Genomic DNA, 16912 nt, shown 5'->3' on the forward strand with positions numbered 1-16912 from the left:
CTGTTTACGTTACCGGCCGAGATTCGTTGTTTCTACTTTTGGTTGCTGTATTCTGTAAAAGCAACCTTTTCGGTGTTTACGATGCATCTCGTTTCCGCAAATGCCGGCGCGCAAAAGGTGACCGCCCCGTCGGTGCTGGATTCCCAGCACGGCTCGGTTCGGCCACTCGCCGCCGAAGATCTCGAGCGCGTCGCGGCACTCTTCCTGACGAAGTTTCGCCGCGGCCGGCGTCACCTCCTCGATCGCGCTATCGAGGAGACGGCCGAATACATGAGAAAGATCTATCTTGACCCCGCCGGCCAACCCGGTGCGAGCAGCGCTCTTGTCCAGATCACCCGGCAGGGCGATCTGGGCGGGTTCCTCGGCGTCCTGAAAGCCCGTTACGAGTTTAACGGCGCTGGATTGAATGCGGCGATCATCGGTCCGTTCATGGCCGACACCGGCGCCGATGATGGCTCGGCAGGACCGCAATTGCTGCGCGCCTTGCACCAAGGCGAATTCGATCTGCAACTGACGGATTCGGCCAACCGGGTGTCCCTGGCCTTCGCGCGACCGATGAAATACCAGCTCCTGCCGGTCCATTGCCTGGGATGGACCTGCATCTTCCGGCCAGCCGCGATGGCCGCCGCCGCGCTGCACCGTAAATGGCCCGGCCTGCCTCGCTTGGCACTCGACCCGTGCGCGAGAGCACTCGACGCTGTCGCGAAGCGAAGGTTCGGGTCGCCTTTCCAGCCTTCATCGTCGCATCGGGTCCATGCCGAGCCGATCAATGCCGCGCAGTTCGCCGAGCGGCTGCCGACCCTTCTCTCCGATTACGCTCTTCGGCCGAGTTGGAAGGACGGCGAACTGCCGCGGCTGCTCGCGCTGGCGGCCGAGAAGCAGGCCGACGGACCACTTCATTTCGGCGGGACTTACGATGAGACAGGCAAAATGCTCGGTTGCTATGCCTTTTACGGCCGAGTCGGAGACATGGCGGTCCTGCTGCAAATCCAGACTTCCGGACACCACTGGGGCGCGACGCTGGACGGCCTCGTCGCGGCAGCGCGGGATATGGGCTGCGCAGGCATCACCGGGCAGACCCAGGGCAAGTTCATGCCTCACCTCTTCGGCTACAGGAATGTCTTCTTCCGCTATGCCGGGGGGACGATGGTCCGCTCGCGAATCGCCGAGGTTGCGCAAGCGGTCCGCTCCGGCGACATCGCTATCGGCGGCTTAATGGGCGACCGCTGGACCCGCCTGAGTTCAGACGACTTCGGCCGCTGATCGTCGTCTACCACCTGTTCGTCGGCTCCGTCGGCTGCTTGCCCTCTCATGGCGCCTTGCGCCGCCTGCCGGCCCGGTCTTTTCATTCCAGCCGCCATGTTCTATGTCTTCGGCACGGCGCGGGGGCGCATCTTGTCAATCACAAAGGCATCCGGTACGCCCCGCTTATGACAGTTACCGTTCGTTTCGCCCCGTCACCGACCGGCCGCATCCACATCGGCAATGCGCGCACCGCTCTGTTCAACTGGCTGTTTGCCCTCAACAACAAGGGCCGCTTCATCCAGCGCTTCGACGACACCGACATCGCCCGCTCGAAGCAGGAATTCGCCGACGCCATCCTTTACGACTTGCACTGGCTGGGCATTTTCCCAGATGCCACCGAGTATCAGTCGCGGCGCTTCGAAATCTATGACGCGGCGGTGGAGCGGCTGAAGGCGGCGGGTGTTCTTTACGCCTGCTACGAAACGCCGGAAGAACTCGATCTCAGGCGCAAGGTGCGCCGCACGCGAGGCCTGCCGCCGGTCTATGGCCGCGAGGCATTGGCGCTGACGACAGAGCAGGTGGCCGAATATCAGGCCGATGGGCGCCGGCCCCACTGGCGTTTCCTGCTGCCCAATTTCTCTGGCGATCCGCTGCAGCCGGAGCGCACCGAGATCCGCTGGGACGATTTGGTGCGTGGCGAGGAGACGGTGGATCTGGCCTCGCTGTCCGATCCGGTGCTGGTGCGTGAGGACGGCACCTATCTCTACACGCTGCCCTCCGTCGTCGACGACATCGAGATGGGTGTCAGCCACGTCATCCGCGGCGACGATCATGTCACGAACACCGGCGTGCAAATCGCCCTGTTCAAGGCGCTGGGTGCCGAGCCGCCCGTCTTCGGGCACCACAATCTCCTGACCACCGTCTCGGGCGAGGGGCTGTCGAAGCGCACTGGCGCACTTTCCATCGAGAGCCTGCGCGATGACGGCATCGAGCCGATGGCCGTCGCTTCGCTGGCCGTACTGGTCGGCACGTCCGAGAATGTCGCGGCCGCGCATGACCTGACCGAACTCGCCAGCCATTTCGACCCGGCCGCGACCTCGAAATCGTCGTCCAAGTTCGATCCGGCCGAACTGTTCGTGCTCAACCGGGTGCTGCTGCATAATATGCCGTTCGACGAGGCGCGGGACCGGCTGATGGTGCTAGGTATTGCCGGTGAGCAGGCCCAACCATTCTGGCTGGCGGTGCGCGGCAATCTCGACCGGCTGGCGGATGCGGGTGCCTGGTGGCGCGTCCTGCGCGAAGGGCCGCGGGAGAAGCCCGACTTTTCCGACGACGACCGCGATTTTCTTCACCAGGCGCTCGATCTCCTGCCTGAGGAGCCGTGGAACGGGACGATCTGGAAGGATTGGACCGGCAAGATCAGGGAAGCGACCGGCCGCAAGGGCAAGGCGCTGTTCATGCCGCTCAGGCTTGCCCTTACTGGACTGCCTTCGGGGCCCGAGCTTGCAGATCTATTGCCCCTGATGGGTCGGGAAGGAACGTTGGCCCGACGACCCTGACCTTGCGCTGGTCCGGAGGCACGGCCGAAACGGGCGATGTCATAGGCTTGGCCGAGAGGCGCTTGATGGCCTCACGGTCAAGCCCGCCGTCCCTATTGGCCAGGGTCTCGGGGTCGGCACCCGGATCGGGCTTTAAGGCCGGTACCGGAACGAGCGGCGCCGCTTCCGGTTCGGGCTGTAACTGTTGTGGGCTTGGCGAGTTGCCGCCAATGATCTGGAAATTCTGCGCGGCGTTGCAGCCGCAAGCGGGCGGCCGCGACATGTTGGGTTGCTTGTAGAGATAGGCGGTCGGCAATTCGCCGTAGGGCCTGCCGGTGACCGATGACATCATCGATGCCGAATCATCGTCCATGCCGCGCGAATAGAAGACCTGCATCTCGGTGCCGGGACAGGCCGATTCGCAATTCTTCTGGTCGCGCTCGAAATCGCCGGGCGAGGCGGCGTTCGACATCGGGAAGAAATAGCCGTCGCAGGTGCGCACGCAACTGGTGTGGAACTCGCCGCCACTGCCCGGAGCGTCTGGAGCGCCGGGCAGGTTCAGGACGCGACCGACATTGCGTTCCTCGCCGGGAGCGTCCGGCTGGTCCAATGTATCGACCTGGCGGTTGTCGCCGCCGAAAAGCTGGTCGAAGAGATTCGCATTGCCTCCATCTTCACGATTCGCCTCCAGCGGAGGCGCGCGGCGGGGGGACACCGCATCGTCACGGCAGTCATTGGCATCGAGCGCCGCCAGGATACGGCCCCGGTCGCGGTGTGGGCCGCTGCCGGCTAGTTGGGCGCGCTTGGCCTGCAGACTGTCGAGATTGGCGGTCATGCGCTCAATGGTGGCGTTCAGCCCGGCACACTGGTTGATGTTGCGCGAAAACAACGAGAACCCGCAGCCGGCGCTGCTCGCCTGACCGCGAGCTTTCGAGATCTGTTGGCGCTGCCTTTCGACCGCGGCATCGTATTTCCGGACCATTGCCGGGCCACCGCCACCGCCGCGTGAGGTTGCGGCGAGCTCGGCCTCCAATTGACGGCAGACCCGCGAAGCGGCCTGGGGCTCGCTGACCACCACGCCGGACAGCAGGAGGCCAAGCAGCACGGCAGCATGCGCCTGCTTCAAACCTCCGCTCGCCATCCGCCTCGATCCCGCTTGCCTGTGGTCGCCAAGGCTACCCCGTTCGCGGTTAATCGTCCATTTCGGAAGTTGCTTGGTTGCCGGCCGAAAACCCGCGCGTATTCGATGTACCCATCAGTCTGGTAATGGCCGGGTGGGCCATCAGAACTTGTAGTTCATCCCGATCCTGACGGTACTGAACGTGTTGTCGAAAGTCGTGCTGAAGTTCGGCGCGTAGTTGATCGTCTGATCCCGCAGGTCGACATATCGATATTCGGCATTTGCCGACCAGTGATCGGTGATTGCCTGCTCCAGCCCCGCGCCAATCGTCCAGCCAATTTTGGTGTTCTTTTCGGAATAGCTGTCGGCGGGGCCATCGAGATACCGGTTCTCGACACCCCCGATAGCGAGGCCGCCGGTCCCGTAGACAAGAGTGCTGCCGAAGGCATAGCCAGCGCTGGCGCGGATCGACCCGAACCAATCCACCTTGGTATCGTAGACATCGCCTCCGCCGACATTGACCTCGTCGGAATGCCCCTTGATATCGGCGCCCGAAATATCGGACTCGATCCCCAGAACCGTAGAATTGACTGGTAATTGTAGCCGATCTGGACACCACCCAGAAAGCCGTCGATGTCGTAGTCCTGCGTGCCCCGGACCGCTAGCGTGTTTGGCAGGTTGTAGGTCGCGTCGGTTTTGCCGAACCCATAGCCAAGATGCCCGCCGACATAGACGCCGGACCAGTCATGCGCGGCCAGCTCCAGCCAGATGGCGTCGGCGGCAAACGCCTGTCCGCCAACCACAATCAGCATTGCCGATGCGAGCAACAGGGCTCTCATGACATTTTCACTGCCCAATCAGACGGCGTGACCATATCAAATTGACCCGGTCCGAGAAATCCGCATTCGTCCGATGCCGGATTCTCGGTTAAGAGTTGTCGGCTCGCAACACTCGATCCGCGAATGTGGCGTGTCGCGTCGCCACCATGCCTCAATCGGGGCCGGATCAATCCGATCGCGACCGCCGGTTCAGTCCAGATTGGCGATCGCCTGTGCCTTATGCGCGGCTTCGACCACCGCCAGCGCGGTCATATTTACGACGCCGCGCGAGGTCACCGAGGGTGTCAATATGTGCGCCGGCTTGTCGGTGCCGAGAAGGATGGGGCCGACATGCAAGGCATCCATCATGGCTCGCAGCGCCGTCAGCGTGATGTTGGCCGAGTCGAGGTTCGGGAACACCAGGAGATTGGCTTCGCCCTTCAGGCGCGAATGCGGATAGACGCGCTGGCGCAGATGCTCCGACAAAGCGGAATCGGCGTGCATTTCGCCGTCGCACTGCAGCTCCGGCGCGATGCGCGCCAGAATGGCCGCGGCCTGACGCATCTTCAGCGCGCTCGGCGAATCGCGCGAGCCGAAATCCGAATGCGACAAGAGTGCCGCCTTCGGCTCGATGCCGAAACGCTGGATTTCTTCCGCCGCCAGCACGGTCATCTCGGCGATCTCGTCGGCCGTCGGGTCGACGGAGACGTGGGTGTCGGTGAGAAAGATGATGCCGCGTTGCGAGATCAGCATGGATAGCGTCGACAGGTCCCGGTCCTTGATGCCGGTGCGCGGCCCTATGATCAGCGTCACATTGCGCAGATGCCGCTCGAAACGGCCTTCGAGGCCGCAGACCATGGCGTCGGCATCGCCGCGCTTCAGCGCAAGTGCGGCGATCACCGTGTTGTCGGTGCGCACCATGGTGCGCGCGGCCTCCGTCGTCACGCCGCGGCGGCCGGCGAGTTCGATCAGGAGGTCGACATAGTGGCGGTAGCGCGGATCGTCCTCCGGGTTGATCAGGCCGAAATCGACCCCGGGCTTGATGCGCAGGCCATAACGCTTCAGCCTGACCTCGACGACGTGCGGCCGGCCGATCAGGATCGGTTCGGCGATGCCCTCCTCAAGCACAACCTGGGCGGCACGCAGCACGCGCTCGTCCTCGCCGTCGGCGTAGATGACGCGCTTGGCGCTGGAGGCCTTGGCGGAGGAGAACACCGGCTTCATCACCAGGCCGGAGCGGAAGACGAAGCGGTTGAGCTTGTCGATATAGGCGGCGAAGTCGGTGATCGGCCGTGTCGCCACACCGGTGTCGCAGGCTGCCTTGGCCACCGCCGGCGCAATGCGCAGGATGAGGCGCGGATCGAAGGGCGAGGGGATCAGGAATTCGGGGCCAAAGACCGGCGTCTCGCTGGAATAGGCGCGCGCGGCGACATCGGAAGGCTCTTCGCGGGCAAGGGCGGCAATGGCCCGCACCGCCGCCATCTTCATCTCCTCGTTGATGGCGCTGGCGCCGCAGTCGAGCGCACCCCTGAAGATGTAGGGGAAGCAAAGCACGTTGTTGACCTGATTGGGAAAATCGGACCGTCCGGTGCAGATCATGGCGTCCGGACGGGCCGCGCGCGCCACTTCCGGCATGATCTCCGGATTTGGATTGGCCAGCGCCAGGATCAGCGGCTTCGGTGCCATGTGTTGCAGCAGGTCCGGCTTCAGCACGCCGGCGGCGGAGAGACCGAGGAAAACATCGGCGCCCGCCATGACGTCGGCCAGCGTGCGCGCGTCGGTGTCCTTCACATAAGGGTCTTTCCAACGATCCATCTCGTCGGCACGGCCCTTGTAGGCGACGCCGAACCGGTCGGTGACCCAGATGTTCTCGACGCGCACGCCAAGGGAAACGAGAAGATTGAGACAGGCAAGCGCGGCAGCACCCGCGCCGGAGGTGACGACCTTGATGTCCGAGATGGTCTTGCCGGCGAACTCCAGCCCGTTGAGCACCGCGGCGGCAACGATGATGGCTGTGCCGTGCTGGTCGTCATGGAAAACCGGTATGCTCATCCGAGCCTTCAGGCGTTCCTCGACCTCGAAACACTCCGGCGCCTTGATGTCCTCGAGGTTGATGCCGCCGAAGGTCGGCTCCAGAGCGGCGATGGTCTCGACCATGCGCTCGATTTCCGGCGCGTCGATCTCGATGTCGAAGACGTCGATGCCGGCGAACTTCTTGAACAGGACCGCCTTGCCCTCCATCACCGGCTTGGAGGCGAGCGGCCCGATATTGCCGAGGCCGAGCACGGCCGAGCCGTTCGATACGACACCAACAAGGTTGGCGCGCGCCGTGTAGTCGGCGGCGGTCGCCGGATTGTCGCGGATTTCGAGGCAAGGGGCGGCGACGCCGGGCGAATAAGCGAGCGCCAGGTCGCGCTGATTGCCGAGCGGCTTGGTCGCCTGGATCTCGAGCTTTCCCGGCGTCGGGTGCTTGTGGAAATAAAGCGCGGCTTCGTCGAGGTCCGAACGTGCCGTTTTCTTGTTCTCGCCTTCCATGCGGCCGCTCCTCGAAACCTGCTTCGGGAGTCCTTTTAGCATGAGGCCAAGGTTTTTCGCGACGCTAATTGACGCGCCGGCAGCTTTAAGCGCCAGCGCGTCAAAAGGCATTAAATGTCAGGTACTTACGGCGGTTACATGCCGGGTGTTTCGCACCGCTTTGCCGACATCCTGGTCAGAAAGCACTGACGTAGAGACCGCCATCGACGGGTATGTTCTGCCCGGTCAGATAGCCGGCATGGACCGAGCAGAGAAAGGCGCAGATCTGGCCGAATTCCTCCGGCGTGCCGAGCCGTTTGGCCGGCACGTCGGCACTGATGCGGGTCTTGCGCGCCGCGGCCGCCTTGGGATCCTCTGGCGTGCCAGCCTCATGCGGGCCGCGCAGTCGGTCGGTGTCGAGCTTGCCGGGCAAGAGACTGTTGATGGTCACGTTGCGCTCGATCACCGTGCGCGCCACGCCGGCGAGAAACGAGGTCAGTCCGGCGCGCGCGCCCGATGACAGGTCGAGGCCGGGTATGGGGACATAGACCGATAGCGAGGTGATGTTGACGATGCGCCCGAAGCCGCGCGCAGCCATGCCGTCAATGACCGCCTGCACCAGTTCGATCGGCGTCACCATGTTCTGGGTCACGCCTTCAAGGATTTTTCCGCGATCGAGTTCGCGGAAATCGCGCAATGGCGGTCCGCCATTGTTGTTGACGAGGATGTCGGGTTCCGGACAGGCGGCGAGCAGCGCTTTCTGTATCTCCGGCTTCGAAACGTCGCCGACGACTTCCGTCACCGTCACGCCATGGCGCTGGCGCAGGTCCGCGGCGGTTTTCGCGACCAGCTCCGGATTGCGGCCATTGACGACGATGTCGCAGCCCGCCTCGGCCAGCGCCATGGCGCAGCCACGGCCAAGCCCCTTGCTCGAAGCGCAGACGATGGCCTTCTTCCCGCGGATACCGAGATCCATGACGATTTTCTCCTTTGATTTGCGCGGCAGGCTAGCGCCAGCGCTGGACCAATCGCAACCGTCATACGGTTGTTGCATGAATCGGAGCATAGGCTGCTCGAAAGCAAGGGTGAATCCGCGATGTCAGTCCAAGAGCCCCGCACTTTCCGCAGCATGTTCATTTCCGATGTCCATCTGGGATCGAAGGCGGCGAAGGCCGATTTCCTGATCGACTTCCTGCGCTACCACGATGCCGACATCATCTATCTGGTGGGCGATATCGTCGACGGCTGGCGCCTGCGGCGCAGCTGGCACTGGCCGCAAAGCCATAATGACGTCGTGCAGAAACTGCTGCGCAAGGCGCGCAAGGGCGCCTCGATCACGTATATCGCCGGCAATCACGACGAATTCGCCCGCCAGTTCCAGGGCGTGCATTTCGGCGGCATCGTCGTTGCCGACCGCGCCATCCACGAAACCGCCGATGGCCGGCGGCTGCTGGTCATCCATGGCGACCAGTTCGATACCGTCGTCCACAACCAGCGCTGGCTCGCCTATCTCGGCGACCATGCCTACGACGCTGCCATGCAGGTCAACCGGGTGATCACGCGGTTGCGCCAGCTGCTCGGCCTGCCTTACTGGTCGTTTTCGTCCTGGGCCAAGGTCAAGGTCAAGAAGGCGGTGAACTTCATCGGCTCGTTCCAGACAGTGCTCAGCGAGGAAGCGCGACGCTCGCATGTCGACGGCGTCATCTGCGGGCACATCCACCATGCCGCCATCGAAAGCTACGGCGATGTGCAATATATCAACACCGGTGACTGGGTAGAGAGCTGCACCGCCGTGGTTGAGCATTTCGACGGCCGCATGGAAATCCTGACCTGGGCGCATGTGTTGCCTGAAGCGCTTGACGAGCCCTCCATCCCGATGCTGATCGAGGACAGGGTGGTGCAGGCGGCCTGAAGCCGAAGCCGGCCCCGCGATTTCTGGTGTTAATCGACTGGTCCAGCCGGTTTCGTCCGGTTTTTCCTCATGTTAAGGATCGGCTTGCGCTGCTCTCCGGTCGTTGAGCGCAGCGTCATTGGATCGATTCATGCCGCTGCCACCGCTTTCGCCCGAACAACTCGTGAAGCCGAGCCGTTTTGAACTGCGCATGAGCCTGATCTTCGGCACGTTGTTCATATCGCTTGGCACCCATTTGCCCTATTTCCCGCTTTGGTTGCAGGCCAAGGGGTTTCATGCCGAGCAGATCGCCGTCATCCTGGCGGCGCCGATGTTCCTGCGCGTAATAACGACGCCGCTGCTGACGACACTTGCCGATCGAGCCAGGGACCGTGCCGATGTCTATGTCGTGCTCGTCGCCGCATCGCTGCTGCTGTCCGCGGGATACTTCCTGACCCCGACATACGCGACGGTGCTGGCGGTGTCGCTGGTGCTGACCATTGTCTGGACGCCACATTCGCCGATCGCCGATTCGCTGGCGCTTTCGGGCGTGCGCCGCTTCGGGGCCAATTATGCGAGCATGCGCAAATGGGGGTCGATCTGTTATCTCCTGGCCAATGTCGCGGGCGGTTTCATCCTGGCGGCCAGCGGCCCTGGAGCCGTCCCGGTGATCATAGTCCTTGCCCTTGGCGCGGCACTCATCGCAGGCCTGCTGGCACCGCGCATGGGACGGCCGCGAAAGGCCTCGCCGCTGTCGGCAGTGGAAATCCAGCACGCTGCGCCAAGCCTGTTCAACGCTTATTTCCTCTCCTTCACCCTTGGCGTCGGCATCATTACAGCCAGCCACGCCTTCCTCTACGGTTTCGTTTCCATCTATTGGAAATCGATCGGCATCAGCGATTCCGTTGTCGGCCTCCTGTGGGCGTGGGGCGTGGTGTCGGAAGTCTGCATGTTTCTGTTTTTCAATCGCATTTTCGCCTCCGTGTCCGTTGTCAAGGTGATGGTGATTGCCGGCATCGGCTCCGTTGCGCGCTGGATCATCTTTCCACTGATATGGCCGCTCGGCCTCGGCATCGCCGGCTTCTTTGCCGTGCAGTCGCTGCATTCGGTGTCTGTCGCAATGGTGCTGATCGGCCTGCAGAAAATGATCGGCGAGACCGTCCCCGAAGAGCGCACGGGTGCCGCGCAAGGCATCGCCTATTTCTTCAACGGCTTCTTCATGGCCGCCGTTACACTTGTTTCGGGCCCGCTCTATGACCGTCTCGGCGTGGATGGTTTCCTGGCGATGATCCCGATCGCGATGGTGGGCCTTATGCTGATCGGGCTTGCCGCGCGCTCAGCCCCACAGAGCCCGGTCCGGGGGTGAGACGAGCGATCCCTGGTAAACGAGACCCGGCACACGATCCCGGGCAAGCAGCAGCGGGCCGTCGAGGTCGACGAAATCCGCTCCTTGCGCGAGCAGCACCGCCGGCGCCATTGCCAGCGACGTGCCGACCATGCAGCCGACCATGATGCCAAAACCCAGCTCACGGGCGCGGTCGCGCAAGGTGAGCGCCGCCGTCAGCCCGCCGGACTTGTCGAGCTTGATGTTGACTGCGTCGTAGAGGCCGACAAGCGCCTCGAGGTTCCCTGCTTCATGGACGCTCTCGTCAGCGCAGATCGGCACCGGATGGGCTATATGGCGCAGGATGCCGTCACGACCCGCCGGCAGCGGCTGCTCGATCAGGGCGATGTCTTGCTTCGCGGCAAAAGCGAGATTCGCGACTATGTTTTCGTCGGTCCAGCCTTCATTCGCATCAAGGATCAATCGGCTCCCTGGAGCCGCCTGCCTCACCGCCTGGATGCGGGCGACATCGTTGTCGCCGCCGATCTTGACCTTCAGCAGCGGCCTGCCGGCATTGGCGCGGGCCTGCGCCGCCATCGTCTCCGGTTCGCCGAGCGACAGCGTGTAGGCGGTTTCGAGCTGACGCAACGGGGCCGGCCAGATCGTGTTCGCCACCGGATTGCCGTTGATCTTGGCTTCAAGGTCCCACAGGGCACAGTCTATGGCGTTACGCGCCGCTCCGGCAGGCATTGCGTCGAGCAGGGCTGCGCGGTCCATCCCCCCGGCGATCCGGTCGCGCATCGCCGCGATCGCGCCGCTCACACCGTCCATGGTCTCGCCATAGCGCTTGTAGGGAACGCATTCGCCGCGACCGACATGGCCGTTTTGCCTGATCGTGCAGGTGATGACCTCGGCCTCTGTCTTGGAGCCGCGCGAAATGGTGAAGGTCCCGGCGATTGGAAAACGCTCGGCCTCGACCGAAATGACACGCGCCATATTTTTCTGCTCCGGCTATGCGAGAAGGGTTGTCGGCAAATCGACAAGGTCGGACCCATCAGGCTAAACAGGACGCCATGTTGACCATCGGCAAACGCGACGCAAGCGGCACGACCGCCTCGGGGGCTGACCACGACCCGCGCGTCGCGGTCGGCGAGGAGGATGGGGTCCTCGGCTGTGCGTTCTCCGGCATCTGGACGACGCGGACGGTGGCGCTCATCGACGCCGAGATGCGCAAGATCGAGAAACGAAGCGGTTTCAAGATGTTGGCGCTCGACCTTTCGAAAATCGAGAAGATCGACACCGCTGGCGCCTGGCTGATCGACCGGCTGGTCAGCGTCTTCGAGAAGAAGAATGTCGAGGTAAGGCTGCAAGGCCAAAGTGACGTCGCTTCCATCCTGCTCGAAGCGGTGAGCGAAGCCGTCCGGCGCGAACCCGAAGTCGGACCGGCGCGACCGCCCAACATTGTCATTCGGGCACTGGAGGCGGTGGGCCGCCGCGTCTACGAGATGCGCGACGATTTCCTCGCCTCGATGAACATATTGGGCGCCACCATCCGCGGCGCGCAGATGAAGCTCGGCCGTGGCCATGCCGTGAACCCGGCGGCGATCTTCAACCAGATCGATCGCATGGGCGTCGGCGCTATCCCCGTGGTCGTGCTGATGTCGGCGATCGTCGGCGCCATCGTGGCCCAGCAGGGTGCGTATCAGCTCAGCTATTTCGGCGCCGACATCTTCGTCGTCGACCTGGTCGGCGTGCTGATCCTGCGCGAACTCGGCGTGCTGATGACGGCAATCATGATCGCCGGCCGCTCCGGCAGCGCGATCACCGCCGAAATCGGCTCGATGAAGATGCGCGAGGAGGTCGACGCGCTGAAGGTCATCGGTCTCAATCCGATCGGCGTCCTGGTTTTTCCACGTCTGGTTGCCTTGGTGATCGCCTTGCCCTGCCTGACGATCATCGCCAATTTCGCCGCGCTCGGCGGCGGCATCATCGCCGCATGGCTCTACTCCGATATCCCCCCCGCTGCCTTCATCGACCGGTTGCGTGTCGCAATCGATCTCAGCACGATTTTCGCCGGGCTGATCAAGGCGCCGTTCATGGCCATGATCATCGGCACGATCGCTTCAGTCGAGGGCATGAAGGTCGGCGGCAGTGCCGAATCGCTCGGGCAGCACGTGACCGCTTCTGTGGTGAAGTCGATCTTCGTCGTCATCATTCTCGACGGACTTTTCGCCATGTTCTACGCAGCGATCCAGTTCTAGTAACATGACAAAGGGAAACGGAATCACGACTGAGGCGCCGGACGAGAGCGAAATCGTGCTTTCGGTGCACGATGTCACCGTTGCCATCGACGACAAGCTGATCCTCGACAAACTGTCGCTCGACATCAAGCGCGGCGAGATACTGGGGTTCGTCGGTGCCTCGGGCGCCGGCAAGTCCGTGCTGTTGCGAACGATTCTCGGACTGATGCCCAAGCAGTCGGGAACAATCAAACTGTTTGGCGTCGACGTCGACAAGGCAAGCGATCTCGAGCGGCTGCGCATCGACATGCGTCTTGGCGTTCTGTTCCAGCATGGGGCGCTGTTTTCGGCGCTGACCGTGATGGAGAACGTGCAGGTGCCGATGCGCGAATATCTCGATCTGCCAAGAAAGCTGATGGACGAGTTGGCGCTGCTGAAAATCGAGCTGGTCGGACTGCCGCCGGATGCGGCGCAGAAGTTTCCCTCCGAGCTCTCCGGCGGTATGATCAAGCGTGCGGCACTTGCCCGCGCCCTGGCGCTCGACCCCGACATCGTTTTTCTCGACGAGCCGACGTCAGGCCTCGATCCGATCAGCGCGGCCGAGTTCGACGAACTTGTCGTCAAGCTGCGCGACACCATGGATCTGACCGTCTACATGGTGACTCACGACCTCGACACGCTGTTTACCGCCTGCGACCACGTGGCGGTGCTCGGCAAGAAAAAGGTGCTGGTCGAAGGCACGATCGACGACATGCTGAAGAGCGAGGAGCCGTGGGTAAAATCCTATTTCCGCGGAAAACGAGCACGGCAACTTGATCTTGCCGCACGTGCATAGCCATAAGTGAAGCAATGGAAACTAGAGCCAACTACGTCATTGTCGGCATTTTCACGCTGGTCGCGATCCTGGCGGCGTTCGGCTTCGTCTATTGGACGGCCGCGATCGGCGATAGGGGCGAGACGACGCTGCTGCGGGTGCGCATTCCGGGCTCGGCCTCTGGTCTCGGCCGCGGCAGCTTCGTGCTGTTCAACGGCGTCAAGGTCGGCGACGTCAAGCGCGTCTATATCGACGTCGACAATCCGACTGTCGCCATCGCCGACACCGAGATCGACCGGATGACGCCCATCACCAAGTCGACGCAGGCCGATATCGGCCTCGCCGGCCTCACCGGGCAGGCCAATATCGAGCTCAAGGGCGCCGACCCCAAGGAAGTCAAGCTGCTCGATCAGGCCGAGAAGGACGGCAAGGTCGCCGAGATCGTCGCCAATCCTTCTGCCGTGACCAATCTGCTGCAGACGGCGCAAAACATCTTCACCCGCGCCGACAAGGTGCTGACGGAACTCGAAGGCTTTACCAAGGATGTGCGCGGGCCGCTGACGCAGACCGTGCAGAACGTGCAGACGTTTTCCGACGCATTGGCCAGGAATTCTGATGGCATTGACAAATTCCTGTCCGCCGTCAGCGCGTTGTCCGATGAGCTGAAGGGCGTTTCAGGCAAGCTCGACGGCACGTTGAAAGCAGCGGAAGGCCTGCTCAATGCCGTCGACAAGGACAAGATCAAGAGCATCGTTGCCAATGTCGATGCCGTGACGGGCAATCTCAAGCAAACGTCGCAGCAGCTGGACGGTGTAATCAGGAACGTCGATACGGCAGTGGGATCGGTCAACGATTTCGCCAAGCAGACGCAAGGCACGCTGGCCAAGGTCGATGGCGTGCTCGACGGCATCGATCCGGCGCAGGTGCGCCAAGCGCTCGCCAACATCCAGAAGGCCAGCGACAGCGCTAACAAGGCGGCTGCCGATATCGCGGAGGTGACCGGCAAGATCGCCAATCGTGCTGACGACATCGATCAGACGATCAAGGACGCCAGGCAGCTGGCGCAACGGCTCAACGACGCCTCTGTGCGGGTCGACGGCATTCTCGCCAAGGTCGACAAGCTGCTCGGCTCGGGCCAGGCCGACGGCGTGATGGCCGACGCCAGGGATACGCTGAAATCGTTCAAGCAGGTTGCCGATACGCTGAATGCCCGGCTTGGGGTCATCACCGACAATCTGGCACGCTTCTCGGGCCAGGGGCTGCAGAATGTCGAGGCGCTGGTGCAGGATAGCCGCCGCTCGATCAACCGCATCGAGGAGGCGGTGACGGATCTCAGCCGCAATCCGCAACGCATCCTTTCGGGTGGCGACGGCGAGGTTCGGCAGTTCGATGGCAGGGCGCGGCGTTGACTTCGGCATCGGCCCGCCGCAAGAACAGTGCTCGTGAATGCGGGTTGATCGTGCGATCAGGGGATAACGGGGCTCACGCGTGAGATTGAGTAGGCTTGGAACGAGCGGGTTGAAATCGGCTGCGGCGCTGCTTGTCCTGGCGGTTGCCGGCTGCGCGGCGCTCGGCGGCAAGCCGGCACCGCTCGACACGTTCGAATTGTCGGCACCGTCGGTCGACGCGCATGGCCATAGCCGAAAGCAAATCCTGATCGCCCAGCCTTCGGCACTGAAGGCACTGGACAGCCAGAACATAGTCATCAAACCCTCCGACGGCTCGATCCAATATCTGAAGGGCGCGCAATGGGCTGACCGGCTGCCGCTGATCGTGCAGGCGCGGCTGGCCGAGACGTTCCAGCGCTCGGGCAGCTTTGCCGGCGTCGGCAAGCCGGGCGAGGGGCTGGCGATCGACTATCAGGTGATCGTCGAGGTTCGCTCCTTCGAAGTGCGCGTCAACGGCGGTGAACATGCCGAGGTCGACCTGTTCGTGCGCTTGCTCAACGACCGCAACGGCGAAGTGAAGGCTTCCAAGAGCTTCACTGCATCGGCACCCGTTTCGGGCAGCGGCAACCCGGCCTATGTCAGCGCGCTCGACGCGGCCTTCGGCGATGCGGCCCAGCAGATCGTTCGCTGGACCGATTCGGTGATCTGAGCGCCAGGCGCGCAGGGCTACCACCAACGCTTCCGGTTTATGGACGGCCGAAGGTCTCCGGCCGCAGCTTTCCAGTCTTCATCAGGTGCTGCAGGGTGTAGGTCACGGACAGCGCATCGTCGAGCGCGTCATGTCCCTGCACTGGCGGATGTTCGACGCCGGAATAATCCGCAAGTTTGTTGCTCGGTGTCCTTGCCAGGTCCTCGATCGGCATGCCGGCCGCGATCAGCAGCTTGACGGCATTGTCGAACCGGGTGGCCGGGATAGGCGGCCTGATGCCGGCGACATAGCAACTGATGGCGATCATGTTCAGTTCGTCCTTGCCCCAGGACCACAGCCGCGCTCCGGCGGAAAACCGATCGACGCCGGCCAGGGCCTCCTTCAGCGCAACGCCCTCGGCCTCGATGATTTCTTCGGTGATGCCGGTCAGTCCAATGAAGAACGGATCGAGCGTGTACCGCTCGCCAAACCGGTCGACCGGTCTGATATAGGCTTTGTGCGTGCCCAGCAGGGGGAAGTCACCTTCGAGGCCGAGCCTTGCCGCGCCGATCCGCGCGATGATCGGATCGGGATCGTGGGCCGCGCACCAGAATCGGCGTTGTGATCCCTCAAGGCAGAGAAACTCGCAGTCGAATATGATTGCCGTCTTCACAACTCAGGATCCGGTTCCGGAAAGCGAGATCAAACCCGGATGCGTCTCCGGGTGGCAAAGTCAGTTCCTTCAAGAAAAAGGCGGGAGACAAGCCCCCGCCTTGTTCGATTTGGCTTGTCGACCGCCTAATGCAGGCGGCCGCTGGCATGGGCCAGCATGGTGTAGACCTTGCCGGTGTCCGACGTGAGATAGGTCTGGGCCATGATGTTGTCGCGGTCGTTGCGCGAGACATCCTTGAGCAGCTTCTCGAAATCGTCGCAATAGCGGTCGACGGCGGTGCGGAATTCGGCCTCCGCCTGGTACTTGCGGCGGATTTCGTCGAACGTCTGCTGGCCCTTGAGCGTGTAGAGCCTGCGCGTGAACACGTCACGCTCGCCGCGCCGGTAGCGGTTCCACAGCTCGATCGAGGCATCGTGGTCGATGGCCCGCGCGATATCGACGGACAGCGAGTTCAGCGATTCCACGACATGCTGCGGTGAACGCTGGGCAGGGACCGCGCGCGGGGCTTCCGCTGGCGCCTGGGGAGCCGCCGGCCTGAGCTCGGCATCGTTCGACGCGGCGGTCAAGAGATCGCGCACCCAGCCGCCTTGCGGCGCGCGGGCTGTGGCGTCGGTTGCACGCTGGCGCGGTGCTGCCTCAGCCGGACGCTCCAGATCGAG

The 16912-nt window shown here is 63.1% G+C and carries 16 protein-coding genes; 8 read left to right on the forward strand and 8 right to left on the reverse strand.

Annotated elements, in window-relative coordinates; genetic code table 11:
- Nucleotides 1–9: 9 nt before the first annotated feature.
- Nucleotides 10–510: a hypothetical protein gene (locus X742_RS1000000175420; protein ID WP_245275474.1), complete on the reverse strand. Its 501-nt coding sequence runs from the start codon at nucleotides 508–510 to the stop codon at nucleotides 10–12.
- On the opposite strand from X742_RS1000000175420, the gene X742_RS166345 reads away from it, so the two are divergent.
- Entirely contained in the window at nucleotides 472–1263 is a 792-nt protein-coding gene (locus tag X742_RS166345; protein WP_245275475.1) for a hypothetical protein, read from the forward strand. The genes X742_RS1000000175420 and X742_RS166345 overlap by 39 nt on opposite strands.
- 167 nt (nucleotides 1264–1430) lie before the next feature.
- The gene (gltX, locus tag X742_RS166340) at nucleotides 1431–2804 is read left to right on the forward strand and encodes a glutamate--tRNA ligase (protein ID WP_023770089.1); all 1374 of its coding nucleotides are present in this window, start codon (nucleotides 1431–1433) and stop codon (nucleotides 2802–2804) included.
- On the opposite strand, the gene X742_RS166335 is transcribed toward gltX, so the two are convergent.
- The 4 genes from X742_RS166335 to X742_RS166325 all read right to left on the reverse strand — a co-directional run bounded on the left by X742_RS166335 (nucleotide 2722) and on the right by X742_RS166325 (nucleotide 8211).
- Complete coding sequence (locus X742_RS166335; protein ID WP_023770090.1) at nucleotides 2722–3924, reverse strand: DUF2865 domain-containing protein; 1203 nt, start codon at nucleotides 3922–3924, stop codon at nucleotides 2722–2724. The genes gltX and X742_RS166335 overlap by 83 nt on opposite strands.
- Nucleotides 3925–4065: 141 nt before the next feature.
- On the reverse strand, nucleotides 4066–4647 hold the full coding sequence (locus tag X742_RS1000000175425; RefSeq protein ID WP_348524164.1) for an outer membrane protein: 582 nt from the start codon (nucleotides 4645–4647) through the stop codon (nucleotides 4066–4068).
- A 284-nt stretch (nucleotides 4648–4931) separates the two neighbouring features.
- On the reverse strand, nucleotides 4932–7256 hold the full coding sequence (locus X742_RS166330) for an NADP-dependent malic enzyme (protein WP_023770091.1): 2325 nt from the start codon (nucleotides 7254–7256) through the stop codon (nucleotides 4932–4934).
- Between the two features lie 175 nt (nucleotides 7257–7431).
- A complete protein-coding gene (locus X742_RS166325) occupies nucleotides 7432–8211 on the reverse strand; it encodes an SDR family oxidoreductase (protein ID WP_023770092.1) in 780 nt (259 codons plus the stop codon).
- A 153-nt stretch (nucleotides 8212–8364) separates the two neighbouring features.
- Between X742_RS166325 and X742_RS166320 the strand changes: the two genes are divergently transcribed.
- The gene (locus tag X742_RS166320; protein WP_032924727.1) at nucleotides 8365–9147 is read left to right on the forward strand and encodes a UDP-2,3-diacylglucosamine diphosphatase; all 783 of its coding nucleotides are present in this window, start codon (nucleotides 8365–8367) and stop codon (nucleotides 9145–9147) included.
- A 130-nt stretch (nucleotides 9148–9277) separates the two neighbouring features.
- Nucleotides 9278–10492: an MFS transporter gene (locus tag X742_RS166315; protein ID WP_023770094.1), complete on the forward strand. Its 1215-nt coding sequence runs from the start codon at nucleotides 9278–9280 to the stop codon at nucleotides 10490–10492.
- Here X742_RS166315 and dgcA read toward each other — a convergent pair.
- A complete protein-coding gene (gene dgcA, locus X742_RS166310) occupies nucleotides 10463–11446 on the reverse strand; it encodes an N-acetyl-D-Glu racemase DgcA (protein WP_023770095.1) in 984 nt (327 codons plus the stop codon). The two genes, X742_RS166315 and dgcA, sit on opposite strands and share 30 nt — an antisense overlap.
- 77 nt (nucleotides 11447–11523) lie before the next feature.
- Here dgcA and X742_RS166305 point away from each other — a divergent pair, with 77 nt between their 5' ends.
- From X742_RS166305 to X742_RS166290, 4 genes are all read left to right on the forward strand, one after another.
- Complete coding sequence (locus tag X742_RS166305) at nucleotides 11524–12711, forward strand: ABC transporter permease (RefSeq protein WP_023770096.1); 1188 nt, start codon at nucleotides 11524–11526, stop codon at nucleotides 12709–12711.
- A 4-nt stretch (nucleotides 12712–12715) separates the two neighbouring features.
- Nucleotides 12716–13525 carry an ABC transporter ATP-binding protein gene (locus tag X742_RS166300; protein ID WP_023770097.1) on the forward strand — a complete coding sequence of 270 codons (810 nt, stop codon included), beginning with the start codon at nucleotides 12716–12718 and terminating at the stop codon, nucleotides 13523–13525.
- A gap of 14 nt (nucleotides 13526–13539) precedes the next feature.
- On the forward strand, nucleotides 13540–14913 hold the full coding sequence (locus X742_RS166295; protein WP_023770098.1) for an MlaD family protein: 1374 nt from the start codon (nucleotides 13540–13542) through the stop codon (nucleotides 14911–14913).
- A gap of 109 nt (nucleotides 14914–15022) precedes the next feature.
- Nucleotides 15023–15601, forward strand: a complete 579-nt coding sequence (locus tag X742_RS166290) for an ABC-type transport auxiliary lipoprotein family protein (RefSeq protein WP_023770099.1) — start codon at nucleotides 15023–15025, stop codon at nucleotides 15599–15601.
- A gap of 37 nt (nucleotides 15602–15638) precedes the next feature.
- On the opposite strand, the gene X742_RS166285 is transcribed toward X742_RS166290, so the two are convergent.
- A complete protein-coding gene (locus tag X742_RS166285) occupies nucleotides 15639–16253 on the reverse strand; it encodes an exonuclease (protein ID WP_023770100.1) in 615 nt (204 codons plus the stop codon).
- 125 nt (nucleotides 16254–16378) lie between these two features.
- Nucleotides 16379–16912: hypothetical protein (locus tag X742_RS0135710; RefSeq protein WP_031247623.1), on the reverse strand; the 534-nt coding region annotated here is incomplete at its 5' end.

It is taken from the genome of Mesorhizobium sp. LNHC229A00, from assembly GCF_000502415.1.
In the GTDB taxonomy this organism is placed as follows: Bacteria; Pseudomonadota; Alphaproteobacteria; order Rhizobiales; family Rhizobiaceae; genus Mesorhizobium.

Bases quoted from the DNA above. Each gene is read 5' to 3' on its own strand.
- gltX (WP_023770089.1), top strand. From the start codon at position 1,431: ATGACAGTTACCGTTCGTTTCGCCCCGTCACCGACCGGCCGCATCCAC.
- X742_RS166315 (WP_023770094.1), top strand. From the start codon at position 9,278: ATGCCGCTGCCACCGCTTTCGCCCGAACAACTCGTGAAGCCGAGCCGT.
- X742_RS166305 (WP_023770096.1), top strand. From the start codon at position 11,524: ATGTTGACCATCGGCAAACGCGACGCAAGCGGCACGACCGCCTCGGGG.
- dgcA (WP_023770095.1), bottom strand. From the start codon at position 11,446: ATGGCGCGTGTCATTTCGGTCGAGGCCGAGCGTTTTCCAATCGCCGGG.
- X742_RS166330 (WP_023770091.1), bottom strand. From the start codon at position 7,256: ATGGAAGGCGAGAACAAGAAAACGGCACGTTCGGACCTCGACGAAGCC.
- X742_RS166295 (WP_023770098.1), top strand. From the start codon at position 13,540: ATGGAAACTAGAGCCAACTACGTCATTGTCGGCATTTTCACGCTGGTC.
- X742_RS166320 (WP_032924727.1), top strand. From the start codon at position 8,365: ATGTTCATTTCCGATGTCCATCTGGGATCGAAGGCGGCGAAGGCCGAT.
- X742_RS166335 (WP_023770090.1), bottom strand. From the start codon at position 3,924: ATGGCGAGCGGAGGTTTGAAGCAGGCGCATGCTGCCGTGCTGCTTGGC.
- X742_RS166325 (WP_023770092.1), bottom strand. From the start codon at position 8,211: ATGGATCTCGGTATCCGCGGGAAGAAGGCCATCGTCTGCGCTTCGAGC.
- X742_RS166300 (WP_023770097.1), top strand. From the start codon at position 12,716: ATGACAAAGGGAAACGGAATCACGACTGAGGCGCCGGACGAGAGCGAA.